Annotated in this window: 22 protein-coding genes; 12 read left to right on the top strand and 10 right to left on the bottom strand. The window is 38.7% G+C overall.

Annotated features, from left to right (window positions below; genetic code table 11):
* Positions 1-7 precede the first annotated feature (7 nt).
* Positions 8-706 carry a RadC family protein gene (gene radC / locus ABD769_RS02870; RefSeq protein WP_344849239.1) on the bottom strand — a complete coding sequence of 233 codons (699 nt, stop codon included), beginning with the start codon at positions 704-706 and terminating at the stop codon, positions 8-10.
* A gap of 70 nt (positions 707-776) precedes the next feature.
* Entirely contained in the window at positions 777-1,031 is a 255-nt protein-coding gene (gene rpsT, locus ABD769_RS02865) for a 30S ribosomal protein S20 (RefSeq protein ID WP_344849237.1), read from the bottom strand.
* 241 nt (positions 1,032-1,272) lie between these two features.
* On the opposite strand from rpsT, the gene ABD769_RS02860 reads away from it, so the two are divergent.
* The 3 genes from ABD769_RS02860 to purN all read left to right on the top strand — a co-directional run bounded on the left by ABD769_RS02860 (position 1,273) and on the right by purN (position 3,573).
* On the top strand, positions 1,273-2,199 hold the full coding sequence (locus ABD769_RS02860; RefSeq protein WP_344849235.1) for a DUF3289 family protein: 927 nt from the start codon (positions 1,273-1,275) through the stop codon (positions 2,197-2,199).
* A 35-nt stretch (positions 2,200-2,234) separates the two neighbouring features.
* Positions 2,235-2,819 carry a hypothetical protein gene (locus tag ABD769_RS02855; protein ID WP_344849233.1) on the top strand — a complete coding sequence of 195 codons (585 nt, stop codon included), beginning with the start codon at positions 2,235-2,237 and terminating at the stop codon, positions 2,817-2,819.
* A 175-nt stretch (positions 2,820-2,994) separates the two neighbouring features.
* A complete protein-coding gene (purN, locus tag ABD769_RS02850) occupies positions 2,995-3,573 on the top strand; it encodes a phosphoribosylglycinamide formyltransferase (RefSeq protein ID WP_344849231.1) in 579 nt (192 codons plus the stop codon).
* Positions 3,574-3,580: 7 nt separating this feature from the next.
* Here the strand turns inward: purN and ABD769_RS02845 are convergent, their stop codons facing one another.
* The gene (locus ABD769_RS02845; protein WP_344849229.1) at positions 3,581-4,984 is read right to left on the bottom strand and encodes an MFS transporter; all 1,404 of its coding nucleotides are present in this window, start codon (positions 4,982-4,984) and stop codon (positions 3,581-3,583) included.
* A 76-nt stretch (positions 4,985-5,060) separates the two neighbouring features.
* Here ABD769_RS02845 and ABD769_RS02840 point away from each other — a divergent pair, with 76 nt between their 5' ends.
* The 7 genes from ABD769_RS02840 (at position 5,061) to rodA (ending at position 13,125) form a co-directional block, all read left to right on the top strand.
* Positions 5,061-5,450, top strand: a complete 390-nt coding sequence (locus ABD769_RS02840; RefSeq protein WP_344849227.1) for a winged helix-turn-helix transcriptional regulator — start codon at positions 5,061-5,063, stop codon at positions 5,448-5,450.
* A 173-nt stretch (positions 5,451-5,623) separates the two neighbouring features.
* Complete coding sequence (gene purH, locus ABD769_RS02835; protein ID WP_344849225.1) at positions 5,624-7,150, top strand: bifunctional phosphoribosylaminoimidazolecarboxamide formyltransferase/IMP cyclohydrolase; 1,527 nt, start codon at positions 5,624-5,626, stop codon at positions 7,148-7,150.
* Between the two features lie 244 nt (positions 7,151-7,394).
* On the top strand, positions 7,395-8,417 hold the full coding sequence (locus ABD769_RS02830; RefSeq protein ID WP_010601761.1) for a rod shape-determining protein: 1,023 nt from the start codon (positions 7,395-7,397) through the stop codon (positions 8,415-8,417).
* An 85-nt stretch (positions 8,418-8,502) separates the two neighbouring features.
* Positions 8,503-9,342, top strand: coding sequence for a rod shape-determining protein MreC (mreC, locus tag ABD769_RS02825; protein WP_344849223.1), 840 nt, complete (start codon positions 8,503-8,505; stop codon positions 9,340-9,342).
* Positions 9,335-9,850 (top strand): rod shape-determining protein MreD, encoded by a 516-nt coding sequence (locus tag ABD769_RS02820; RefSeq protein ID WP_183762780.1) that lies wholly within the window; start codon positions 9,335-9,337, stop codon positions 9,848-9,850. The genes mreC and ABD769_RS02820 overlap by 8 nt, the downstream gene beginning before the upstream one ends.
* Positions 9,850-11,859 carry a penicillin-binding protein 2 gene (gene mrdA, locus ABD769_RS02815; protein WP_344849221.1) on the top strand — a complete coding sequence of 670 codons (2,010 nt, stop codon included), beginning with the start codon at positions 9,850-9,852 and terminating at the stop codon, positions 11,857-11,859. Before ABD769_RS02820 ends, mrdA begins: the two co-directional genes overlap by 1 nt.
* A complete protein-coding gene (rodA, locus tag ABD769_RS02810; RefSeq protein WP_344849219.1) occupies positions 11,860-13,125 on the top strand; it encodes a rod shape-determining protein RodA in 1,266 nt (421 codons plus the stop codon). It abuts the gene before it with no gap.
* Positions 13,126-13,345: 220 nt separating this feature from the next.
* Here the strand turns inward: rodA and ABD769_RS02805 are convergent, their stop codons facing one another.
* Complete coding sequence (locus ABD769_RS02805; RefSeq protein WP_344849217.1) at positions 13,346-14,554, bottom strand: hypothetical protein; 1,209 nt, start codon at positions 14,552-14,554, stop codon at positions 13,346-13,348.
* 123 nt (positions 14,555-14,677) lie between these two features.
* On the opposite strand from ABD769_RS02805, the gene ABD769_RS02800 reads away from it, so the two are divergent.
* A complete protein-coding gene (locus tag ABD769_RS02800) occupies positions 14,678-15,259 on the top strand; it encodes a thymidine kinase (protein ID WP_344849215.1) in 582 nt (193 codons plus the stop codon).
* 386 nt (positions 15,260-15,645) lie between these two features.
* Positions 15,646-16,446, top strand: coding sequence for an SDR family oxidoreductase (locus ABD769_RS02795; RefSeq protein WP_344849213.1), 801 nt, complete (start codon positions 15,646-15,648; stop codon positions 16,444-16,446).
* Between the two features lie 242 nt (positions 16,447-16,688).
* Here ABD769_RS02795 and ABD769_RS02790 read toward each other — a convergent pair whose 3' ends face one another.
* The 6 genes from ABD769_RS02790 to ABD769_RS02765 form a co-directional block, all read right to left on the bottom strand.
* Positions 16,689-20,102 (bottom strand): DEAD/DEAH box helicase, encoded by a 3,414-nt coding sequence (locus ABD769_RS02790; protein WP_344849211.1) that lies wholly within the window; start codon positions 20,100-20,102, stop codon positions 16,689-16,691.
* 25 nt (positions 20,103-20,127) lie between these two features.
* Positions 20,128-20,433 (bottom strand): helix-turn-helix domain-containing protein, encoded by a 306-nt coding sequence (locus tag ABD769_RS02785; protein WP_344849209.1) that lies wholly within the window; start codon positions 20,431-20,433, stop codon positions 20,128-20,130.
* Complete coding sequence (locus tag ABD769_RS02780) at positions 20,414-20,767, bottom strand: type II toxin-antitoxin system RelE/ParE family toxin (RefSeq protein ID WP_344849207.1); 354 nt, start codon at positions 20,765-20,767, stop codon at positions 20,414-20,416. The genes ABD769_RS02785 and ABD769_RS02780 overlap by 20 nt, the downstream gene beginning before the upstream one ends.
* A gap of 282 nt (positions 20,768-21,049) precedes the next feature.
* The gene (locus ABD769_RS02775) at positions 21,050-22,081 is read right to left on the bottom strand and encodes a GntR family transcriptional regulator (protein WP_344849205.1); all 1,032 of its coding nucleotides are present in this window, start codon (positions 22,079-22,081) and stop codon (positions 21,050-21,052) included.
* A 42-nt stretch (positions 22,082-22,123) separates the two neighbouring features.
* Entirely contained in the window at positions 22,124-23,509 is a 1,386-nt protein-coding gene (locus tag ABD769_RS02770; protein WP_344849203.1) for an FGGY-family carbohydrate kinase, read from the bottom strand.
* Between the two features lie 13 nt (positions 23,510-23,522).
* Complete coding sequence (locus ABD769_RS02765; RefSeq protein ID WP_344849201.1) at positions 23,523-24,803, bottom strand: sugar isomerase; 1,281 nt, start codon at positions 24,801-24,803, stop codon at positions 23,523-23,525.
* Between the last annotated feature and the right edge of the window lie 177 nt (positions 24,804-24,980).

Genomic DNA, 24,980 nt, shown 5'->3' with positions numbered 1-24,980 from the left:
ATATCTTTTAAATTAAATCTTCGTCCTTATAACTGTAGTAGCGGTTATTGGCGAAAATAACGTGATCTACCACGAAGAGGGTAAGCAAATTGCCTGAAGCAACCATATCTTTAGTTAGTTTGTCGTCACTTTCACTGGGTTTTAAACTTCCTGAAGGATGGTTATGGGTTAGTACGATATTTGCCGCATTGTTTTCTAAGGCGGTTTTAAAAATAATTTTCGGATCGGCTATTGTACCCGCCTGCCCTCCTTTACTGATCAGAAATTTCCCAATAATGCGGTTAGACCTGTTGAGCAACAGTATCCAGAATTCTTCGTGGTTGAGGTTGGCAAAGGTATGGTGCATGTACCTGTAAACATCGCCGGAGGTGGTAATCTGGGTAACCTCTTCTTCAGCGGTTTCTTTTCGTCGCAGGCCAAGTTCGAGTGCAGCCATAATGGTTAGGGCTTTTGCCTCGCCAATGCCTTTAAACCTGGAAAGATCCTGAATGGATGCTTTGCCAAGCCGGGTGAGGTTATTATCGTAAAAAGCCAGAATCCTTTTGCTCAGATCTACCACTGTTTCAGTTTTACTTCCTGAGCCAATTAAAATTGCAATAAGTTCGGCATCAGTTAAATGCCTTCTGCCATGCAGTAAAAGTTTTTCACGCGGGCGATCTTCTTCAGCCCATAATTTTACCCCTAATTTCTGTTCGTATGGTTTCATTTTTTCGACAAAAAAAAGGCATCCCAACTTTTGGTTGGGATGCCTTTGCTAATATCGTAAAAAAATTGGCTTATTTTAAACCGCTAACGAATTTCGTTAATTTCGATTTATTGTTTGCCGCTTTGTTTTTGTGGATAACACTCTTTTTAGCTAAACGATCTAACATAGAGATTACTTTAGGCAATAAATCAGATGCAGTTTTTTTATCTTCTGCAGCACGTAATCTTTTAATGAAAGTACGTGTAGTTTTTGCCTGATATCTGTTACGTAAACGTTTTGTTGCGTTTGCTCTAATTCTTTTTAATGAAGATTTATGATTTGCCATTTCTATTTAGCCTTTTATTTTTCTTATTCGTTTCCTATAATTCGGGTTGCAAATATAGGATTAATGTTTTTAAATTACAAACAGTTTTAATTTTTTTTAAAACAAATTTCTGAAACTAAAGAAAACAAAATAAAAGCAACCTAACTGTTGGCAAATAAGCTTACATAGTCCTCCGGATAACCAAATAAATTTTGGCGTTTCTACGATATATTTTGTACTTTTAATTGAACATCAAACATGCATGCCTACCTCAATACAGAAATTAATAGAAACACTCAAAAGATTAAAATCACAGCACACCCAAGACAGTACTATTACTAAAAATCTTGAAAGGCAATTAAGTGATACTGTAAGGTTTAATATGCCTCAACTTATACATAGTGAAGGCGATACAGGAAAACGGGATGATAGTATAAGCTCTGTGAATGCAATCCCCAAAAGCGGCAAGCTAAAACAATATTTAGAAGTTCCAAAATACGAGAATATACCAATAGAACATGGCATGAAAAGCAAAATAGCTATTTCTGGCCAATACCATACAATGCTTACACAAAGCGACACCATGCTCTTTAATGCCTTAAAACAAACTTTGCATATGGGCTTATGGGGCGACACCTATAAAAAGATTGCTGATAAAATTGTAAACCATCTTAAAACCGGAAACGGCAAAGATTTTAACGATACCATTGAATTAAGTACTTTAATGCTATCGCAACAATCTTTCAAATTATTAATTAAAGAGATCAGCACAGCTTTTAGACAAAAAATGGCAATAAGTACTTATGATTTCACCCTGATTCATTCTTTAAAGGAAAATCAGAAGAAAAGATCTGATTTAAAAAATTTTCCATTCGGGATTTCTTATAATGATAGTACTGCATTAAAGGTATTAGTTGGAGGGGTACAACAATTAGATGTTATTTTAAAAAATATTCACTATCAATTTAACAAACTACATCATCGAAATGATTTTAAATATCGGGCAGAATTTGAGATTACTATATACGACCAATTTGGCATCAACGAATCAGATATTTCAAACGCATCATTTACTGCAAGTTTAGGCATGCAAGGATTAATTGCATTTTGGATATTACAGAGACAAAAGGGCTACAAACCTTTTAGAACAGCATTTAAATTTAACCACATTATCAACGACAAATTTTAAAAAATTTAATTTGGCAGTAAAATCCCCTAAAAAAAATGAGGAACAGAATTATAAAATTTAATATTATCCTACTCTGTTTTATTATACCTATCCCTTTATATGCCGGGATTGGATTAGCTGACTGGTCGGCAAAAACACCCGGCTCAAATGAAATTAACAATTTTTCGGGTAATGCGATATATCTAAAAAATGGTGATCAGATCGACAATTTAAATCGCTGGTTTTTTTATAAAAATCACATCATAGGCGAAAAAGATACCATTTACACTCCGGTTAATGAAGCAAGATATTTTGTAGTTGACGAGACTACTTTTAAAATTGATACCTTCTTAAATAAGGATGTATGGACAAATTATCTGGCAGAAAAAAATCTTAAACCAAAAGTTTGGACAAGATGGTACAGCAATAACTGGATTTTTTTTAGTGACGACATGGCATCCGCATTAACATCGATGTTTTATCTTTCAATCCCGTTAGTTATTTTTTCTCTATTATTAATCTACAAGTCAATAAAAATAGAAAAACTAAATTTTACTAAGCCCTACACGCTATTTACAACATTTACTTTATTCATTTTGCTAATAATATGGTTGCTTGACAAAAATCCCCAGAGCTTATAAACTAGACTTATTAAATTCTATCTATATGTTTGATGGCTACGGCGAGCTTAACCCGCTTTTAAAATTACAAATCGAAAAATATTGGGGCTAATACATATTAGTAAACCATAAATAGTCAATCAAACAAAACATTACCATTAACTGCAAAAAATGCTATTTTTGAAAAAAAATATTTGTGAAAAAACGTATCGCCATCTTTGCATCAGGTTCTGGCTCTAATGCCCAAAAACTGATGGAGCATTTTAAACGGAGTAACGAAATTGAAATTTCTTTGGTGCTAACTAATAATGCCGAGGCTTATGTGCTGCAAAGGGCTGATAACTTCGAAATCCCAACCCACATTTTCGACAAAAACGAATTTTATAAAACTGATGAGGTGGTGGATCTGCTCAAAAATCTTGAGATCGATTTTGTTGTACTGGCTGGTTTCCTTTGGTTAATCCCTAAAAACCTGATCGATGCATACCCGGGCCGCATTGTAAATATCCATCCTGCAATTCTGCCTAAATTTGGTGGCAAGGGCATGTATGGCGATCATGTGCACCATGCGGTAATGGCCGCCGGTGAAACTGAGGGCGGAATCACCATTCACTATGTAGATGAAAACTACGATGAAGGCGAATACATTTACCAGGCCCGTTACCGGATCGACAAAAATGATAACCTCGAAATGGTAAAGTTTAAAGGTCAGCAGCTCGAACACCAACATTATCCGCGGATAGTTGAAACACTTGTAAAAAAGATAAAAAAGTAATCTGATCTCAACTTAATGAGGTGTGCTTTGTTTTTGGCGCAAGGAACAATAATACGCTTACTACAACCAGAAACCCGATATTAAGCAAAGTTGCCCATTGGTATGCCACAGGATACGGTGCTGCCAGGGGCGATTGAAGCTGATTAAAGAAAACACCGCCTACAACGGCAACCCCAAAGGCTACCGAGACCTGTTGTAATGTTAAATATATGCCTGATGAGGCACCCATCATTTTTTCCGGGATACTTTTTAAGGCTAACGTCATTAAAGAAGGTAAAATCGTGCCACAGCCCACTCCATATGTAAACAACACCAGTATGATATATAGTTGAGGTACCTCATTTAAATTAAATATAATCAAATGGAAAACGAGCGCTAAAATCATAATAAGCGACCCTGTAAGTGAAACAGATTTGCCATAGCGGGCCACCAGTGGCGTAAAAAACACAGATGCAACGACGTAACCTACCCCCTGGCAAACAAAATACATCCCTGTACAGGCTGAACTGACACCCATACCATTTTGTAAATTCACAGTATTAATTAAAAAGTAAGAATCCTGAACGAGGTAATATAACAGGGAAATCAACAACCCCATCCTGAAATCGAAATTTTTAAAGAGACTAAGACTAATTAGCGGACTCTTTCCCATTCTTATATTCAGTCGTTGGTAATAAATAAATACAAGCAACAACACTACCGATAAAAACAAAAGTAAAATACTCCAAACAGGCCAATTCAGCTCTCTCCCTTGTATAAGTGGATAAATCAATGTCGTTAATGTTAACACTAATAATAAACTACCGGTAAAATCAAATTTTCCATTGGTTTTTACGGGCAATGCTTTAAGGTATTTAAAACCCAATACTACTGCGGTTAATCCGATAGGCACATTGATTAAAAAAACCAGCCGCCAGCCCTGGGGAATAATTTCCAGATCAGGAATCAACCCGCCAAGAAACTGGCCAGCAACGGAAGCAATACCCGCAATACTTCCATAAACCCCCAGCATCTTCGTCCGCTTAGTTGGATCAGGAAATAAATCAGGGATAAAAGCAATACCCTGAGGTACCATAAATGCAGCACTAATCCCCTGTATAAAACGGGCAATATTTAACTGAACAGCCGATTGTGCCAAACCACAGGATAAAGAAGCAATGGTAAAGATCAGCATTCCGGTTAAAAAAACTTTTTTCTTTCCAAAATACTCGCCTGCACGGCCGCCGGTAATTAAAAATGAAGCGTAACCTATAATATACATCACAATTACCAACTGCATATCAGCATCTGTTCCTTTAATTCCTGTTTTAATAGACGGGAGCGCTACATTTACTATAAACAGATCCAAAACGGATAAAAATATGGCCGAACAAACAATCAGGAACACCAACCATTTTCTGTATTTTTTCATGCTTTTCTTATATTTAAAATTCAAAGGAAGAAAAGCCTTTAACGGTAATCAAGTAGTCACCTAAACAGTACCAGGTATGCAAAACAGTACTAATAATGAACATGAAGCACTTATAAATGGGGATTTATTTTTAAATGACGCTCCGTTGACGGGTGTATTTAAGGTGATTGGCGGCAAATGGAAAATTATGCTCATTAAGGCAATCGCGGCCAAATGCCCAAAAAGGTTCGGTGAGCTTAAACGCGAAATGCATTTCTTAAGTCAGGGACCATTAACTACCCAGCTTAAAGAAATGGAACGCGACGGACTTATTATCCGGGAAGCTTTTGCAGAATCTCCGCCCCGGGTAGAATATAAACTTACCGATGTAGGAAAAACCCTCCTCCCGGTTATAGGTGTTTTAGAAGATTGGTACGCAGATTTCCAAACAAACACCAAACCTAAAAAAATCCGGATAAAGCAATGAAACACAAAGAGGTAACCTAAATTTTACGTACACAATCAGAAGCTAAAAACAGCAACAAAAGAGAAAAAATAAAGGGTGAAGTAAAATCTGCAAATAATTTCATTTTTATTGATTTTGGCACCTAAATAAATGCCCCTGTTTTACTACCTTTGCGGCTCAAAATTTTCAGTAGAATGAGTCAATCAATCAAAATCAAAAACGCTTTAATCTCAGTATATTATAAAGATGGTTTGGAGCCATTGGTAAAATTGTTAGCGGCACAGGGTGTGCAGTTATTTTCTACCGGTGGAACAGAACAATTTATTAAAGATTTAAATCTTCCGGTTACGGCAGTTGAAGATTTAACCGGTTACCCTTCTATTTTGGGCGGACGTGTTAAAACTTTACATCCGAAAGTTTTTGGTGGAATTTTAAACCGCAGGGCATTAGCCGGAGACCAGGAGCAGATTGCTGAATATGAGATCCCTGAGATTGACCTTGTTATTGTTGATTTATACCCTTTTGAAGAAACCTTAAAAGCAGGCGGAACACCAGAAGAAATTATCGAAAAAATCGATATCGGCGGTATTTCTTTAATCCGTGCTGCGGCGAAAAACTTTAACGATGTGGTAATTATCGCTTCTAAAAATGATTACCCTACTTTACAGGCCCAGTTAGAAGCACAAAATGGCGAAACAACTCTGGCACAACGTAAATCGTTTGCTAAAACAGCTTTCCATACTTCTTCACACTATGATACTGCAATTTTCAACTATTTTAATACGGAAGAACCACTTGATGTTTTTAAACAGAGTGTAACAGAAGCTAAAACTTTACGTTATGGCGAAAACCCTCACCAGGGTGGTGTATTTTATGGCGATTTAGATGCCATGTTTACCAAACTGAACGGTAAAGAGCTTTCGTACAATAACCTGGTTGATGTAGATGCAGCCGTTGCTTTAATCGACGAATTCGAAGATCCGACTTTTGCGATCTTAAAACATACAAATGCTTGTGGAATTGCTTCACGCCCTACCGTTAAACAGGCCTGGATTGATGCTTTGGCCTGCGATCCGGTTTCAGCTTTCGGTGGTGTATTGATTACCAATGTAGAAGTTGACCTTGAAACGGCAGAAGAAATTAACAACCTGTTTTTCGAAGTATTAATTGCACCTTCTTACCAGCCAGAAGCGGTAGAATTGTTCAGCAAAAAGAAAAACCGCGTTATTTTACAGCGTAATGAGGTAGAATTAAGCAAAAAACAATTTAAAACCTTATTAAACGGTGTAATTGAGCAGGATAAAGATTTAATTATCGAAGGTCCGGAGCAAATGACAACCGTTACCGAAAAAGCACCAACCGAACAAGAACTGAAAGATTTATTCTTTGCCAATAAAATTGTAAAACATACTAAATCGAACACCATCGTATTGGTTAAGGATGATGTGCTGATTGCAAGTGGTGTTGGACAGACTTCGCGTGTTGATGCGTTAAGACAAGCGATTGAAAAAGCTGCTTCGTTCGGTTTCAGCGTTAAAGGTGCCGCTATGGCTTCTGATGCATTTTTCCCTTTCCCTGATTGTGTAGAGATTGCTGCCGATGCCGGCATTACTGCTGTATTGCAACCAGGCGGATCGATTAAAGATGCTGATTCTGTTGCAAAAGCAAACGAAAAAGGTATTGCAATGGTAACTACCGGGGTAAGACACTTTAAACACTAATTAAGCTGAAAGGATAAAGACCAAAGCTTAAAGCGAAGAAATGCTGAAAGCACATTGCAAATCGCTTTAGTCTTTTACCTTTGGTCTTTCAGCTTTGGTCTTTCACCTTTTTATTTTCCACACATTTTAATTGCCTTAAAAACAATTCAATAACTGAAGAAAATAAAACTTAAAACAATAAAAAAGCTATTTTTACATTAGGAATAGTATAGATTTGACAAAATAAAGAAAACATACCTTATACATGGGATTATTTAACTGGTTTACGCAAGAAGTTGCCATCGATTTAGGCACTGCGAATACCCTGATTATACATAACGACAAAGTAGTTGTAGATGAGCCATCTATTGTTGCTTTCGATCGTACTACAAACAAAGTCATTGCTATAGGTCGTCAGGCAATGCAAATGGAGGGTAAAACCCACGATAACATTAAAACCGTTCGTCCATTAAAAGATGGGGTAATTGCTGATTTCAACGCTGCTGAAGCGATGATTAAAGGCATGATCCGTATGCTTAATGGCGGTAAAGGATGGATGTTCCCTTCTTTACGTATGGTAATTTGTATTCCATCAGGTATCACTGAGGTAGAAAAACGTGCTGTGCGCGACTCTGCGGAGATTGCAGGTGCAAAAGAAGTATATTTAATTCACGAGCCAATGGCTGCTGCTGTAGGTATCGGAATTGATGTAGAAGAACCAATGGGTAACATGATTATCGATATAGGTGGTGGTACCACTGAAATTGCGGTTATTGCATTATCAGGTATCGTTTGTGATCAATCGATCCGCGTGGCCGGAGATAACTTCGACTCTGATATTGTAAACTACATCCGTCGTCAGCATAATATTATGATCGGCGACCGTACTGCTGAGAAAATCAAGATTGAAGTTGGTGCAGCTTTACCTGAATTACAGGATGCTCCAGCTGATTTTGCCGTTCAGGGCCGTGATTTAATGACGGGAGTTCCAAAACAGATCACCGTTTCTTATACCGAAATTGCACATTGTTTAGATAAATCGATCTCTAAAATTGAAGAAGCGATTTTAAAAGCTTTAGAGATTACGCCTCCAGAACTTTCTGCAGATATTTACCAAACCGGTATCTATTTAACAGGTGGTGGTGCTTTGCTGAGAGGTTTAGATAAACGTGTGGCTGCTAAAACAAAATTACCTGTTCACGTTGCCGAAGATCCGCTTCGTGCGGTAGTACGCGGAACCGGCATCGCCCTTAAAAACATCGGCGGATATAAATTCTTAATGCAATAACCTAGATTTGAGATATTAGATATGAGATTTGAGACTAATTATCCAAACTCATATCTAATATCTTACATCTCATATCTCATGAGCAATGCGTAACCTTTGGATTTTCATCAGCAGATACAACGCATTTTTCCTGTTTATTATCTTTTTTACTATTGGGCTTTACCTAACGGTGAAGAACAACTCCTATCAGCGCAGCGTAACTCTAAACTCTACCAATGAAGTTGTGGGTACCGCTTACGAAAGGTTAAATGTTTTTAAGCGCTATTTAAACTTAGGGATGGTAAATGATAGCCTTGCCGCAGAAAATGCCAAGCTTAAAAGTAAACTGTTAAGCTTAACCACTGTTGATACCGCCAAAGATGTTAAGGTTATAGATACCCTCACCAATCAGGATTATACCTATTTGGCCGCTAAAGTGATTAAAAACTCCATTACTTTACGCAATAACATCATGACGATTAATAAAGGCAGCATAGATGGAATTAAAGCGGGAATGGCCGTTATTGCACCGCAAAAAGGCGTGGTTGGCTTCATTCGTGATGTTTCTGAACACCTCGCAACTATCCAGTCGCTTTTACATAAAGACACCAAAATAAGTGTGACTTTGAAAAAGAATAACGCTTTGGGCTCGCTGGTTTGGGGCGATGGTAATTTCGATATCAAAAAGGCATTTATCAAGGAAGTACCCAATCACATTAAAATGTATGTGGGCGATACCATAGTTACTTCCGGTTTTGCATCCTTTCCGAAAGGGATTTTGGTGGGAAGGATCAGCAAGCCAAATGTAGCCACCAATGATAATTTCTTATCAGGCGAATTGAATTTATTTACAGATTTTAGCACATTGCAATATGTATATGTGGTTAAATATAAAAAGGCTGAAGAGCAAAAAGCTTTAGAAGGCATCGTTAAACCGAATGAATAGTAGAATCATAATTGTAAATGTGATCAGGTGGTTTTTGCTACTTTTTGTGCAGATATTCCTGCTCAAGAATATGGGCTTTTACGATCTTTCTACGCCATTTATTTACGTATTGTTTTTACTGCTGCTTCCATTTGGCATTCCAAATATTGTATTGTATTTACTGGCTTTCGGAACAGGATTAACCCTCGATGCCTTTTACGATACCATGGGCGTACATGCTACGGCCTGTGTGGTATTGGCTTTCGTGAGGATTTCTTTTATATCAATAAGTTTAAACCGCGACGCAATTGACGACCCCGAACCTTCGTTAAGTTATATGGGTTTCCAATGGTTTTCACTTTATGCTTTTCTCTGCGTTATTGCACATCATTTGGTGCTGTTCTTTTTAGAAACATTCAGGCTAACCGAAGTAGGTTATACCTTAATGAGATGCGGCTTAAGTTGTATCTTTACACTGCTTATTATTTTATTGGTAGAGTTTATATTCTATAGAAGAACACCACGTTAATGGATCAGTTATTTAACCGGAAATATATCGTTCAAGGATTATTTATTGTAATCGCCCTGATTTTATTAGGGAAGTTATTCTATATCCAGATCATTAGCGACAAGGCCTTCAGCTCTGCCGAAAGTAACGTATTGCGTAAAATCTACAAATACCCTGCGCGTGGTGCCATCCTCGACAGAAACATGAAGGTAATTGTGCAGAACGAACCCGTTTACGATTTAATGGTTACCCCAAACGAAGTTAAGCCCTTTGATACCCTTGGATTGGCCAATGCTTTAGAAATTACTGTTGAGGATGTTCGCAAAAAGCTGAAAAAAGCAAGGGCGCAGTCGAATTACCAGGCTACATTTTTCGAACGTCAGATCTCTGTGCAGAGTTATGCCCGCCTGCAGGAAATCATGTACCGTTTCCCGGGTTTCAGAACGCAGGACAGAACCATCAGACATTATCCAGATAGCATTGCCGGACAACTTTTCGGCTATGTTAAAGAAGTGAGTCCGAATGATATTGAAAATTCAGAAGGCTATTACAAACCAGGCGATTTTATCGGCAAAAGTGGTCTGGAACGGTCTTATGAAGATTTTTTACGTGGTGAAAAAGGCGAAACAAGGATACTTTATGATGCTAAAAACATCGCCCAGGGCAGCTACGCCAACGGAAAATATGATGTAAATGCAGTAGCAGGAGATCGTTTAATCTCTTCCTTAGACATCAGGATTCAGCGCCTCGGCGAAGAATTAATGAAAAATAAGGTAGGTGCCATTGTTGCCATCGAACCTTCAACCGGAGAAATCCTCGCCTTTGTAAGCAGCCCGGGATACGACCCTAACCAACTGGTGGGTAAAGATTGGGGGAAAAACTACATGAGTTTAATTGCAAATCCTTACCGTCCGCAAATTGTGAGGCCAATTGCAGGCCAATATTCTCCAGGATCGTCATTTAAACCGGTTGATGCCCTTGTGGCGCTTCAGGCTGGGGCAATTGACCCAAATACGACATTCTTCTGTCCGGGTTATTATATGGCCGGAAACCATAAAGTAAAGTGCGAGCACGTAGATGGCACCATTAACATGCAACGCGGTATTGCACGATCTTGCAACACCTATTTTTGCCATGTTTTTCAAAGCATCATTACCAAAAACGGCATGAAAAACCAACGTCAAACTTATGCCAACTGGCACGAGCAGATTGCTAAATGGGGTTTTGGCCAGAAATTAGGTATTGATATGCCTTTCGAAAAAAAGGGAATATTTTATCAGGGCGATCATTACGATAAAATTTATGGTAAACGCTGGGGCTACACCACTGTAATTTCTCAGGCCATTGGTCAGGGAGAAATTACCTCTACCCCATTGCAAATGGCAAACGTAATGGCTGCAATTGCCAACCGTGGCTATTATTTAAAACCTCACTTAATTAAAGGTATAGGCGATAAAAATGTGGTAAAGAAAGAATATGTAGTTAAAAACTATGTTGGTGTGGATGCTAAATATTTCCCGATTGTAATTGATGGGATGCGGGATGCAGTTAACAGTCCCTGGGGAACAGCGAAAGAATCGCAGATACCCAATATTGTAATGTGTGGTAAAACCGGTACGGTACAAAATCCCCATGGCAAAAACCACTCGGTTTTTATCGGTTTTGCACCAATGGATAACCCTAAAATTGCCATTGCCGTAATTGTAGAAAATGGTGGTTTTGGAGGTTCTTACGCTGCCCCGATATCGAGTTTCATGGTAGAAAAATATTTAACAGATACCATTAAACCACGTTCTAATGGTTATACCGTAAAAGCATTCTCCGAAACCAATCTTTTACCAGCTCTGATTGATAAAACAAAAAAGGTTAAATTAACTAAACTAGACAGTTTAAACTTAAAAAAGGCTGACTCCGTTAAAAGGATAAAAGACAGTTTGAAAATAAAACCAGCAATATTAAAACGAACAGTTGCCACAAAACCTAAATTAAGCACACCACTTGTAACCAATAAACCTGTAAACAATAAGTAAATGATACAACAACAGGGAAACCGTTTCTTTTTTAATGTAGACTGGATTACCGTCCTCATTTACATTGCTTTATGCGCAGTTGGTTTTACAAATGTTTATGCATCCATTTACAATCCGGAAAAAGCAGCAGGTTTCGATTTTGCAAGCAGTTATGGCAAACAGTTAATTTATGTAATTACCGGCCTTATATTAGGTTTATCCATCTTATTATTTGATGGGCGCTTATTTAATGTATTTGCACCTTTTATTTATGGTGCTACTCTTTTTCTGCTTGTTGTGGTGCTGTTTGTGGGCCGAAATGTGGGCGGAAACCAGGCCTGGATCCCCATTGGCTCTTTCAGGCTGCAACCATCAGAGTTTGCCAAATTTGGTACTGCATTGTTGCTGGCGAGGTACGTAAGTACCTTTAACCCTAAATTCAGGGATATTAAATCGATCGTAATTGCAGGATTAATTGTACTTGCTCCACTCTTATTAATTATGCTACAGCCCGATACAGGTTCGGCATTGGTTTTCCTCGCCTTTATGTTCCCTTTGTACCGTGAGGGTTTATCAGGCTATTTTCTTTTGATATTTTTGGGAATGATTGTATTGTTCGTTGCAGATTTCCTGGTACCAACTTATGTATTAATCCTGATCCTTACCACCATCGGCGGACTTTTTATTTATAATAACAGAAGAAAACAAAAAATCATCATTTCTACCGTATTAGTTACCATCGTCGCGATTGCTTACCTATTTGTTGTTAAAATTGCTTACGAGAAAATTTTAGCACCCCATCAGCGGAGCCGCATCGAATTAATGTTAGGTCTTAAAGCTGATAATAAAGGTGCAGGTTATAACGTAATTCAATCGCAGATTGCCATTGGTTCAGGGCAGGCAACCGGTCGTGGTTTTTTACAGGGAACCCAAACCAAATATGGTTACGTACCTGCACAAAGTACCGACTTTATTTTCTCTACTATTGGTGAGGAATGGGGCTTTATGGGCTGTTCGGTTGTAATTGGCTTATACATGTTTTTATTGCTCAGGTTGATCAATCTGGCAGAAAGGCAGCGATCTACCTTCTCGAGGGTTTACGGCTATAGTGTAGCTTGTATCCTGTTTTTCCACGTTTTTATTAATATTGGGATGACGATCGGAATTATTCCGGTAATCGGGATTCCATTGCCGTTCATCAGTTACGGAGGATCATCACTCTGGAGTTTTACAATACTGTTGTTTATCTTTTTAAAGCTGGATTCTAACCGAATGGGATTTATTTAGTCTGGAGTCCGAAGTCTTTAGTCTGGAGTCGATATTTCGCGTAAATTAAAGATATGTCATTTCGAGCGGAGTGCACCACAGCCGGGAAATCTATCTTGAAGAGCGCTTTTAATTTAGATTTCTCCATTTCGCTACGCTTCAGTCGAAAGGACGACTTTTTTAATAGTACGATTATAAATTTATTCTAAACGCCCTCCGCTAAACGCTTATCGTTCCCCGCCTACTTACTAAACCTTCTGTTCAGCAACTCGTAAAACTGATCAACCGTAGCCTGTTTACTGGCCCAGTTATTTTTTGCAGCGTAATTGTGTTGAAGATAACTGTCGGCGGCTTCAAAACTATTCATCCTATTGATGATATCAATCACTTCAGAATAGGCCAGGTTATAGCCATTAAAAAGCTCCCTGATAAAAAGTAATTTTTCATTTAAACTGATGGCCTGTTTTAAATCAGCAATTGGTGCCTTAACCGGTTCATTATTCTGACTATTTGTTTTTGCCAATAAATCATTTAAACTAGGTGCAGGTTTAGAGACTGTGGGCTGTGGTGGTTTTACAGGAACGGCTTCTGGGGTAAACAATGGGCGCTCCTGCTCAACTGGAGGCGAAATAATGGGATCATCCAACTTTACGTCCCTAAGCGCTTCAATAGGCTGACTTGCCACGGCAACCGGCTCTTCCCTTTTTACTTCAGCAACCGGCTCTTCGCGTTTTACTTCTATAACAGGTTCTTCTTTTGCAATTACCTGCGGCTCTTCCTCTTCATGTGGAATTAAAAAAGGCTCCGGACCAATTTCATCCTCTTCAGCAGGCAAAATATCTTCCTGAGGAGCTGAAGCTTCTTTTTCATGTATCTTCTTTTTCTGCGCTAAAATTTCGGCTTCTTCTTTGCTTAAAGGACGGTCAAAAATTTCTTCTACAGACTTTGCTTCGTAATCAAACTTTGCGTTTTCATCATGGTTACCCAACACAAATTCGAAAGTATGGTCGTCCTGATCGGGTTTGAAAAAATCCTGATTTAAAAGTGACGCTGTCTTTTCTTCTTCAATTACTTCATCATCCCATATCTCCTGAGCCGGTTTTACATCAATGCGTTCTTCCTCTTCCTCAGCGGTGGCTATTTCTTCCAGTTCCTGAGGTGCCTTGCTGGCGTTTTCATCAGTAACGTTTTTTTCTGTTTCTGGTAAGATAATGGTATTCTGTTCGGCCAGCAAAACATGATTTCCCGCCTGAGGAGCCTTGTCTTCTACTGCGGTATTCAGTTTTTTGACGATATTAACATGATCGGTAAGGAAATGGGCATTGGCCAGAAAAAGCTCAAGCTCCAAATCGTTCAATTGTTGAGGATTTTGAGCGAGAAACTGGTATTGCTCATTTAATTCTGTTAAAATATTGCCGATCTTTCTGAAAATATCTTGTTGGTTCATCATAAAGTTAAAACGAATTTTTTAGCGATTTATGTTGGTAACTATGTGTCCAAAAATAACACATAATTCTCATATTTGTTCGGTTTAAAAATTATAGAGCGAACATAGGGGAATAAAAAATCGGGCATGTTATTTAGCGAACAAAATTTTAGGAGAAGAGGCGAATTTTCGGGAAGTATAGAGGTGGTATGTGGCTCTATGTTTTCGGGTAAAACGGAAGAACTGATCAGAAGGTTAAAAAGAGCTCAGATTGCTAAATTGAATGTCGAAATTTTTAAACCCCGTACCGATACCCGTTACCACGAAACTGCGGTAGTTTCGCACGATCTTAATTCAATTAATTCTACCCCGGTTGATAGTGCATCAGCCATTTTATTATTAGGTACCAATACCCAGGTGGTTGGAATAGATGAGGCACAGTTTTTTGACAATGAATTACCTGACGTTTGCAATAAACTGGCTCTTAGGGGTATCCGTGTGATTGTAGCCGGACTGGATATGGATTTTACCGGTAAACCTTTCGGTCCGATGCCAGCCCTAATGGCCATTGCCGAGCATGTAACTAAGGTAAATGCGGTTTGTGTTTGCTGTGGCAATCCGGCACTTTATAGTTACCGCACCGCAGCTGATGAAGCTACTGTTTTACTGGGCGAAAAGGAAAGTTATGAGCCACGGTGCAGGGCTTGTTATAACTTGGGTAAAGGATAGTTATTTGATTCATTAGTTCAATAGTTATTAGTTAATTGGTAAATGCGTATTCTTTTTCTGAAGCGCAGTATCCGTGCTAAAATTAAAGTTTGTTCCCGTGTTTTGCGGTACGCTTTCCCGAAAGTTCGGGATACCTCAACCCTGCAGGGTACCTGCTTCACCCGCCCGCCTGCAACGGGCAGGGGGCTAGGGGGCAAAAAATTGCAAATATTAACCGTTTATGTACAAAACATTCATTTTAAACCCGACAGCAGCGACAGCCCCGAATTTTTCAATGAGGGCTATAGCGAATGGCGGGACTGAAGTCCCCATGAAATACAGAACCTTCAATTTCCAAAACGGATAAAATTCTATCTTTCTAAATTGTTTAATCGTTATTTAGTACCATGAATCAAAAAATTAAAACCGTTTCTATTTTAGGTTGCGGCTGGTTTGGATTGGCTTTGGCCAAAAAACTGGTTTCGTTAAATTATACTGTGAAAGGTTCAACTACAAGTAAGGAGAAGTTAGCCATACTTCAGGCCGAAAATATACAGCCTTATTTAGTTAATTTTACGGCAGAAAACATTGAAGCTGATCCGGCATTTTTTGAGGGCGATGCTTTATTTATCTGTATTCCACCAAAACGAAATTCGACTGAGCTTCATGATTATCCTCAAAAGATAAAATCAATTTTAGAAGCAGCGAAAGATAAATCGAAACAGGTAGTGCTCATCAGCTCGACCAGTGTTTATGCGGATGAAAATAAAACAGTTAACGAAAATAGCGAAACTAATCCTGATACCGATTCGGGCAAAATGGTTTTATCTGCAGAGCAGCTTTTGAAAGCATTATACCCTGAAAATTGCACGGTAATCCGTTTTGCAGGCTTAATTGGTCCCGACCGTAATCCTGGAAGATTTTTTGCCGGAAAAAGTAATGTACCGAACGGATTAGCGCCAGTAAATTTGATCCATCAAACCGATGCAGTAGGTATTGCCGTTAAAATATTAGAGAAACATGCCTTTGGCAGAACATACAATGCCTGTGCTCCAGATCACCCTGCGAAAATGGATTTCTACACCCATGCTGCTAAATCTACCGGCCTCGCTGAGCCTAATTTTATCGCGGAAAAGAAGGATTGGAAAATTGTAAAGAGTTTGAATGTGCCTGGATTTTTGGCTTATGAGTTTGAGGTAGGGATTTAGGATAGTGATTACGTCATTTCGACTGAAGCTTACCGATTTTCATCGGTAGCGAAATGGAGAAATCTTTGAATGTTAAACAACATTAAAGATTTCCCGGCTTCGTTGCACTCCGCTCGAAATGACGGACCTTATTTATAATAATAACGGAGCACTTTATTCGTGTCTCCACGGATCAATAGCGGATAATATAAGTCTTTCGGCAGGCTCAGGATGACAATCCGAGTGTATTTAACGAACTTATCCTAACTCAACAAGCCAAGTAATTCTTTCTTAGTCAAATTTTTAAACAAATTTCCATCGGTTTGGATCAGATCTTTTACGAGGTCTTTTTTAGTAGCCTGTAACTTCATAATTTTTTCTTCGATGGTACCTGGACAGATTAAACGTACCGCCATTACATTTTTGTGCTGGCCGATTCGGTATGCCCGATCTATTGCCTGGTTTTCTACTGCCGGGTTCCACCAGGGATCTACCAGGTAAACATAATCAGCTTCGGTTAAATTAAGTCCGGTTCCGCCTGCTTTTAAACTGATCAGAAAAACAGGAATATCAGCGTTCTGCTGGAAAGAGGTAACCACTTCTTCCCTTTTACGCGTTTGCCCGGTGAGGTATTCATACCTGATTCCGCGGTTTTCCAATTGTTTTTTAATCAGATCGAGCATGGTTACAAATTGAGAAAAAACCAGAATTTTATGATTTCCGGCCTTACTTTCAATCTGTTCCATCAATACATCAATTTTTGATGAAGCCTGTAAATATGATTTTCCATCGGCCAATAGCGCGGCCGAATTACAGATCTGGCGCAAAGTGGTGATGCTTTTCAGTACATGCATTGAGCTTTTAGGCAGATCATCTTCCTGCTTACCCAAAATAAAATCCTGGATCTCTTTTTTGTTTGCTTCGTAAACCTCGCGCTGCTCCTCTCCCATTTCACAATAAAGTACAATTTCAGTTTTATCAGGAAGTTCTTTTGCTACCTGCTCTTTCGTTCTGCGGAGAATAAATGGCCTGATTTTTTTCTGCAGTTCTTCTGCCCTTCTGCTATCTTTAAACTGATCGATGGGGGTAGAATATAAATCGGCAAATTGTTGTTTACTACCAAAAAGTCCAGGGCAAGCGAACGACAACTGTCCGTACAAATCGAAGGTATTGTTTTCGATCGGTGTACCGGTCATGACCACTTTATTACGCGATTGCAACATGCGAACGGCTTTGTATCGCTGCGAATCTGGGTTCTTGATCAGCTGAGATTCATCTAAAAAGATGTAATTAAAACGGTAATTCTTTAAGAATTGAATATCCGAGAGCAATGTGCCGTAAGAGGTTAAAATGATTTCATAACCGTCGAAAGTATCCGTAGTTTTTGTGCGTTGGCCAGCATAAATGGTTTTAACTTTTATAGATGGTGCAAATTTCTCTACTTCGGCTTTCCAGTTAAATATTAAGGATGCCGGAACCACCACGAGGTTGGTATTGTGCTTTACTTTTTCACGCTGTGATAAAATGAAAGCTAAAATCTGTATGGTCTTACCCAAACCCATATCATCGGCCAAACAGGCACCAAAATTAAAATCATCCAGAAAGTTAAGCCAGTTTAAACCATCTTTCTGGTAATGCCTTAAAGTTGCGGTTAAACCTTTTGGCACCTCCACCTCCTGTATGGCATCAGTACCTTCAAATTTCTGTTTGTACAGTTTCAGTTCATTCTTAACCTCACCATCCAGTAAAGCATCTTCATAAAGTTCGTTTATCGATGCAAATTTGATTTTTGGAGTAAGAATGGCCTCTTCGGTGAGTTCACCTGCGCTAAAATAAGCTGCAAATTTCTCGATCCACTCATCTGGCAATATTCCTTGTGTACCGTCATCAAGGGTAACGAATTTACTTTTGTTCCTGATGGATTTATGCAGGAGTTTCAAGGCAACCTCTTGCTTTCCGAATTTCACTTTCACTTTGGTTTCGAACCAGTCAGTTCCACTCAACACCTCAATATTGATTTTAGCCTGAAATTCGCTCAGTTTATTATTTTTAAGCTGATTGAAGCCTAAAATATGAATGCCTTTATTTCGCCATACTTCAAAAACTTCGAGAAACCAACCCGCTTCTAAAAACCTTTTTCGGTGCAGGTAAAAGGAATCATAGCTATTTTGCTCAAACAGGAAATCGTTTTCCATTTGCTCATAAAAATGTGGGTGCGACCTGATTACATTGGAAATAAATTGAAGTTCGGCCTTTTCATCACGCTCAAGTTTAAAAACATTCCCAAGTTTATCTTTTGCCTGGATTTGCTTTTTAGTGAGCACTGGAATTTCCAGATTCCCATAACGCATTACCGGGGTAAGTAGGATATAATCCTCGGATTCTGAGAGGTAAATTAACTGCTCATTTTCGAGGTCGAAACCTTTTTCTTCGATCTGGCTTTTGGTTGCCGGTTTTAAATAAGAATAATCGACATGGATACTGCCTTCCAATTGAATGAGGATCGTTTTTTGAAACTCGGGATATTTTGTTTTGTGCAGGATTAAACGGTTGCTCTGCTTTTTGAAAAACCCGATCACACGTAGAAAATCCAGTCTGCCGATTAAATAAAGCTGATCTTTAAGCTTAACAAAATATTGGTGTACCAATACCAGATTATCCAGTTCGTAAGATTTTCCTTCGATAATTAACCTACCTGTAATTTCATAATAATCATCGCGCTGGTTTACGGAAAGTCTTAAATCTACCTCCAATAAATGAACCTTTACAGGCATAATGGTTGAGGCCTGGATAGCAGACGACTGTTTACTGTCCTGCAGGTAAAATGGAATTTGCTGAGGATTTTTTACAATCGCCCTCAAAGCTTCTATTTCTACTTCATTCTGATCGGTATTGTAATTCTGCTGAAAAGTAGTAATGCCGCTATAAAATTTCACCAGGTCATGGTTATCGGTTTTAAAAAGCAGCTCATTGGGATTAACGCTTTTAATGGGATTTTTAACCTTACCACTTTTAGTGGTTTCGGCTTCGAAGAGTTCTACAACCAGATTATTGTAATAGCGGTGTTGACCCAAAACCAGGATCATTTTACTCTGATCGTTTTTAGACTGTAGTTTTACTTTAGGTTTCGCTGGCGGCAGTAAAAGTTCCTGCAGATTTTGCTGCGCTTCTTTATTAAAGGGCTGCAGGGCATCCATTTTTGGGCGGATATCTACCTCACCGTTTTCGTACTGGAGGTTAAACAGCAGATCGAGTTTTTCTTCCTTTTCCAATCCGTAATCAACCGCAATTTTAGCAAGCTTTTGCCTGCGCAGGTTAGCATCGAAAAAAATCAGCAGTTCCTGCCGTTGAAGAATGTTGTATAAAACCCTCGCCTGGTGTTCGCAGAGTTTATTTTTTGGTGTAGCGCAACGACAAGAAAGTTTTACCGAATTTGGGTGCTGCTGTACCTGAACAATTGGAAAGAAAAGTTCGGAAGTTTCATCGCTAAAGGCTGCATAATCCAATTCAATCTGTTCAGGATAAAGCTGGTAAAAACCCTTAACATCGGTATGGATCAATCTATTTAAATGCTTCAGAATCACCACCTGACTCAGATCTTTCAGGTTAAAATCCTTTAAAATATAATCGTAGGGATGTTGATCTGAAAGCTGTTGCGCGGTTACCTGTTCACTCATTTAAACTGAAATAGGGTATTTTGTTTTATAAACTCACGTTTAGATTCAAGTGCCCACCTAATCCAACTTTAATAATCCTCATTAAAGTTGAAAGTCTAATGTCACTTGCATTATTCTCGATTCTGGAGATGTAGGTTTTTGTAGTCCCGCATTTTTCAGCAAGTTGCTCCTGTGTCATTCCTTTTTCCTTGCGAAGTTCTTGTAGCATTGCGCCGAGTTTAAAACTCTCGAATTCCTGTTCGTAATTCTCTCTGCTTTCTGTCCCTCGCTTACCGTATTCGTTGTCCAAATGATCAGCAAATGATGTCAATTTATTCTTTTTCTTTTCCATCAAAATATTTCTTTTTAAGTTTCTCCGCTAATTCAATTTCATTTTTAGGTGTTTTTTGTGTCTTCTTCTGAAAGCCATTTACAAGTATGATCAGTTTTCCTTTATCAAAAAAACTGAACACCCTAAAAATATCTGAACCAACTTCAACTCTAATTTCAAAAAGTCCTGTAGATCCCGTGATGTGCTTAAAATATTTTTCAGGAATTTTTTCAAGCGTAGCGATTAATTGTAATGTCCAGTTGAATTTTTTCTTTACGTTAGGTTTAAGCTTCTCGTAAAAATCCAAATAATACTCTTCAAAATAGAAAATGTCTCTGATAAATTCTTCGTTCATTAACCAAATTTAAGCCAACACAAAGTTAGCTAATTAGATAACAACTTCCAAACGAATATGATTTATAAAGCCTGGTAAAATATGTAAAAAAGCTGAACGACAATTCCTTATCATTTACCAACCGTTAGAAGTCTTTAACGATACTATCCATTGACAGATTCAGCAGAAGGACAGTCATCTGAACTGGAGCATAGTAAAATGCCTACCCTTATAGTCGGGGAAAGATTTATGTGCCATATGGATAGATTTCTCGGCTGCGCTCGAAATGACGGCTCTCCTAGTTTACAGCGACTTTCGCAAATTCAAATAAAAAGGGACTTCAACTTTTTCGGTTTTTCCACTGAGAATAAACTCTGCCGCTTGTGCGCCAAGTCTGCTGAAATCAGTAGAAATGGTGGTAATTCCATCTAAAATGATCCTTTTTAACGGGGTTTCGTTATAAGAAATTACGCCAACATCTATACCAATTTTAAGTTTTTGAGCAATTAAACGCTCAATAAGCATTACCAGATCATCTTCCATCAGGTTGATATAAACTTCTCCCGGGTTAATTTCTTCGTCTTTAATGTTATGGATTACTTTATGGTCGAAAGCATATTGCTGGCAAAACCTGTAAAAACCGGTTAATATCTCATGAGGAAAATAACTGTTCTTCGGAAAAATAATTTTTAAGGTGCGATAATGAGAAAGTCGGTCTAAAGCTTGTTCTAAAGCTGCATAAATATCCTGTGCAAAGTTTTCGTAAGCCGCAGCGTAATCTCCGGTGATACCGGGCAGCAATTTATCGAGGATCACAAGCTTCTCCTTTGGGATAGTATTGATAATTTCGTGGGCATTTTCGCCGCCTTCCAGAAAATGCGGAATAATAACGAAGTGCGAATAATCATCGCGTTTAGCCACAATCATCTTTTTGAACAGCGCAAAATCATTGTTATAGATGTAAAAATCTATTGCGGCACGTTCGCCAATGGTTTTGGTGAAGGAATCGTAAATGATTTTTTTGTGGGTACTGAGCTTATTAAAAAGCAAACAAACCTTTAATTTACGCGAAAAATCGGTATTTATGATAAAATAGCCTTTACCTGGCACTGAATCTACTACACCAAGCTTTCGAAGGTTGCGGTATCCCTTTTCAGCGGTATCTCTCGACATTTCCAAACTGAAACTCAATTCGTTTATAGAAGGCAACAAACTATTTTTCAGTAATTTACCACTTTCAATAGCGGCCAAAATAGCGTTGGTTAACTGCTTATATTTTGGCGTTGATGAATATTCATCAACTTTGATATAGGGGATTAAGTCTTCTGGTTTCAAAATGGTTACATTGGTACAGGGATTTCGAATATAGGCAAATTCCTAAAAATCTAAGCTACGCTGAATGGCAGAATAATATTTTAGCTGGATCATATCTGTCGGTGCCGGATTTTCATTCCAGGCATCATTTATCGCCAGTGCGGTACCAATGGCCGTAGCCTGCGAAACGGAGGAAGCATAAACCTCAATATCGGGAATAGAAGTAGCCAGTAAATGCATATAAATGGCATTTTTACCAAAACCTCCATCTACAAAAATTCTTCTTACACCAGCGTTTAAAATTAATTTTAATGAATAAATCTGCTGTTTAATCAGGTCAAAAATTAACTGATGATAAGCTTCTTCTGCTGTCTGGAAAAGATTCAGATCGCGGTCTGGGAAGGCAGAACTTGCAGAAAAACCCTGTTGTTCCTGTTGGTTTTCGGGAATTTTATTCGCCAGTTTTAAAATCATTGATGGATTGAACTTGAGGTGTTTAAACAGGTATGCTGCACGGTCAAAATGTTCAGCGATCCGCTTTAGCTGTACTTCATGTTCGTAACCGGCAAAAATACGCGAAGCTTTAACTGCTTTGCCTTTATAATGCATGTAACACAAACAATCCTGTTTTAACTCTCCGGCAGTTAAAGGCTGTTGGTTAAAAGGATTTAAACTGATGCACCAGGTTCCTGTAGAAATGAGTACAAATGGCGTGTTAAAATTAGCCAGGTAAGGAATTAAAGCTGCAGAACTGTCGTGCAGTCCAACACCAACTTTTACGCTGCTGCCTTCAAAATTGGTGTTTAAGCTCGAATCTGCCGGGGTAAATTCACCAAATTTCTCTGTTATTTTTTCTGCAGAAACCCAATTGTGGTATTGGTTTTTACCGAAATCCCAAAGCTGGGTATGGCAGCCAATACTGGTGATATCGGCCACGGCCTTGCCAGAAATCAGATAACTTAAATATTGAGGCAGGTGTAAAGCCCATTTCACTTTTTGGAATATTTCGGGCTTCTCATGCTTTAATCGGTAAAGTTGCATGCCCGAGTTTAAGCTGCCCAAAATTGGTGAGGCTGTTTCTAATGAAATCTTCTCTTCCCCTCCATATTTTGCATAAAAAGCTTGTTTAAGCTCTTCGGGATATTCTTTTAAATAATTATAAAGTGGTGTTAAAGGTTCACCATTTTCATCCAGGTACACAAAACTGGCACCATAGGTAGAAAAATTAATGGCTTTAACATCAAATTCTTTTAACTGCAAAACCTGATGCAGGGAATCGTAAACGGAAGAACGGAGGCTTTCGAGGTTTTCGCAGGGTTCTCCATCTTCATCAACTGTTTCTACAAAACGTGCAGAGCGTTCGTAAACAATCTGGTAGTTTTCGTCGATCAGAAAGAGTTTTTTATTCGTTTTCCCAACATCAAATATGGCAATAACAGGTTTTGGCATTTTATTCTCCTATTTATAAACCTGTGGCAACAGTATTTCCGCGGTGATTAACTAAATTATTTCTTACTTCTAAATCACGGTATAAACCAATTGGCGATAATGCTGCACCGGATCTTAACCTGGCTTCGGCTACCAAGGCCCTCAAATCGCTACGGAAAGTATGTTGTAAAATTTCCTGCGCTTTGGCCACGTCGTTATTGTCCTGTGCTTCGTTTAATGCTTTTCTATCTACTAATAAAGCTTGTGCATAGGCAATCATAATGGCTTCAACAGATTGCAATAAATCCTCTAAAGGATCTTTCACATTATGCGAAGCATCAATCATCCAGCCCAGATCTTTTGCATGGTTCATGCCTTTTGCATCCATACCTTCAACCAGTTCATTAAAAATTAAGAACAATTGATATGGTTTGATGCTTCCTGCGGTTAAATCGTCGTCGCCATATTTAGAATCGTTGAAATGGAAACCACCTAATTTCCCTTCCATTAAGAGCAAGGCGACAATCTGTTCGATATTCGCATTAGGCAAATGGTGACCTAAATCAACCAAAGTATAAGCCTTTTTACCCAGTTTGCTTGCGTAAAGCAACGATTGCCCCCAATCGCCAACGGTAGTTGAATAAAAATTGGGTTCGAAAGCTTTGTACTCTACAAATATTTTCCAGTTTTCTGGCAAGGCTGAATAAATTTCATGTAAACTCTCCAGGGTGTTTTCAAAAGCTTTACGGAAATTAAGCTGTCCGGGGAAACAAGAACCATCGGCAAGCCAAACGGTTAAAGCATCCGATCCCAGTGCAATACCATGTTTGATTACTTCGATATTATGTTCAATAGCCTGTTTGCGAATGTCTTTATTCACATTTTGTAATGAACCAAATTTATAGCTGTGTGCAGAACCTGCCTGATCCTGAAAGGTATTGGAGTTCATGGCATCGAACTTTAAACCATAACTAGCAGCTAAAGTTTTTAAAGCTTCGGCATTTTGAGGGATATCCCATGGAATGTGGAGTGAAATGGCACCACTTGCACCGTTAAGGGCATGCAGTAAACCCACATCTTCAATTTTTTCTTCAATGGTACGTGGCTCACCACCGGTAATAGCAAAACGGCCAAAACGGGTTCCGCCGGTACCCAATGCCCAGCTTGGGATGGCAATCTGAAAATCGACCAGTTTTTGGATGACACTTTCGAGGTCAACGTGCGACCAATCTTCTTTTAAAAAGGCCAGTTTGCGTTGGTGTGAAGTTAAAAGGGAGTCGTTGTGTTTTTCTATTTGGTTCTGCTCGATATTCATGAGGATATTTGGTTTTTATCAGGTTAATCTTGTGGCGATACCATCGCCGTTCTCACTCTTCCTCGTTGTTCCTAAGAAATCACTTTGTGACAAACGAGGATGATTATAAAATTTAAAGTCATTTCCAGTCTGTGCGAGGCACAGACCGGTTAAACAACTTACTAAAACTGAATTTAA

The sequence above is a fragment of the Pedobacter jeongneungensis genome (genome assembly GCF_039538295.1).
Classification (GTDB): Bacteria; Bacteroidota; Bacteroidia; order Sphingobacteriales; family Sphingobacteriaceae; genus Pedobacter; species Pedobacter jeongneungensis.
Note: the sequence above shows the minus strand (reverse complement) of the source record. Positions and strands in the feature narration are given on the sequence as shown.

Excerpts from the sequence above, each read along its gene's own strand:
- radC (WP_344849239.1), bottom strand. The coding sequence starts at position 706 with ATGAAACCATACGAACAGAAATTAGGGGTAAAATTATGGGCTGAAGAA.
- rpsT (WP_344849237.1), bottom strand. The coding sequence starts at position 1,031 with ATGGCAAATCATAAATCTTCATTAAAAAGAATTAGAGCAAACGCAACA.
- ABD769_RS02860 (WP_344849235.1), top strand. The coding sequence starts at position 1,273 with ATGCCTACCTCAATACAGAAATTAATAGAAACACTCAAAAGATTAAAA.
- ABD769_RS02855 (WP_344849233.1), top strand. The coding sequence starts at position 2,235 with ATGAGGAACAGAATTATAAAATTTAATATTATCCTACTCTGTTTTATT.
- ABD769_RS02845 (WP_344849229.1), bottom strand. The coding sequence starts at position 4,984 with ATGAAAAAATACAGAAAATGGTTGGTGTTCCTGATTGTTTGTTCGGCC.
- ABD769_RS02840 (WP_344849227.1), top strand. The coding sequence starts at position 5,061 with ATGCAAAACAGTACTAATAATGAACATGAAGCACTTATAAATGGGGAT.
- purH (WP_344849225.1), top strand. The coding sequence starts at position 5,624 with ATGAGTCAATCAATCAAAATCAAAAACGCTTTAATCTCAGTATATTAT.
- ABD769_RS02830 (WP_010601761.1), top strand. The coding sequence starts at position 7,395 with ATGGGATTATTTAACTGGTTTACGCAAGAAGTTGCCATCGATTTAGGC.
- mreC (WP_344849223.1), top strand. The coding sequence starts at position 8,503 with ATGCGTAACCTTTGGATTTTCATCAGCAGATACAACGCATTTTTCCTG.
- ABD769_RS02820 (WP_183762780.1), top strand. The coding sequence starts at position 9,335 with ATGAATAGTAGAATCATAATTGTAAATGTGATCAGGTGGTTTTTGCTA.
- mrdA (WP_344849221.1), top strand. The coding sequence starts at position 9,850 with ATGGATCAGTTATTTAACCGGAAATATATCGTTCAAGGATTATTTATT.
- rodA (WP_344849219.1), top strand. The coding sequence starts at position 11,860 with ATGATACAACAACAGGGAAACCGTTTCTTTTTTAATGTAGACTGGATT.
- ABD769_RS02805 (WP_344849217.1), bottom strand. The coding sequence starts at position 14,554 with ATGATGAACCAACAAGATATTTTCAGAAAGATCGGCAATATTTTAACA.
- ABD769_RS02800 (WP_344849215.1), top strand. The coding sequence starts at position 14,678 with ATGTTATTTAGCGAACAAAATTTTAGGAGAAGAGGCGAATTTTCGGGA.
- ABD769_RS02795 (WP_344849213.1), top strand. The coding sequence starts at position 15,646 with ATGAATCAAAAAATTAAAACCGTTTCTATTTTAGGTTGCGGCTGGTTT.
- ABD769_RS02790 (WP_344849211.1), bottom strand. The coding sequence starts at position 20,102 with ATGAGTGAACAGGTAACCGCGCAACAGCTTTCAGATCAACATCCCTAC.
- ABD769_RS02785 (WP_344849209.1), bottom strand. The coding sequence starts at position 20,433 with ATGGAAAAGAAAAAGAATAAATTGACATCATTTGCTGATCATTTGGAC.
- ABD769_RS02780 (WP_344849207.1), bottom strand. The coding sequence starts at position 20,767 with ATGAACGAAGAATTTATCAGAGACATTTTCTATTTTGAAGAGTATTAT.
- ABD769_RS02770 (WP_344849203.1), bottom strand. The coding sequence starts at position 23,509 with ATGCCAAAACCTGTTATTGCCATATTTGATGTTGGGAAAACGAATAAA.
- ABD769_RS02765 (WP_344849201.1), bottom strand. The coding sequence starts at position 24,803 with ATGAATATCGAGCAGAACCAAATAGAAAAACACAACGACTCCCTTTTA.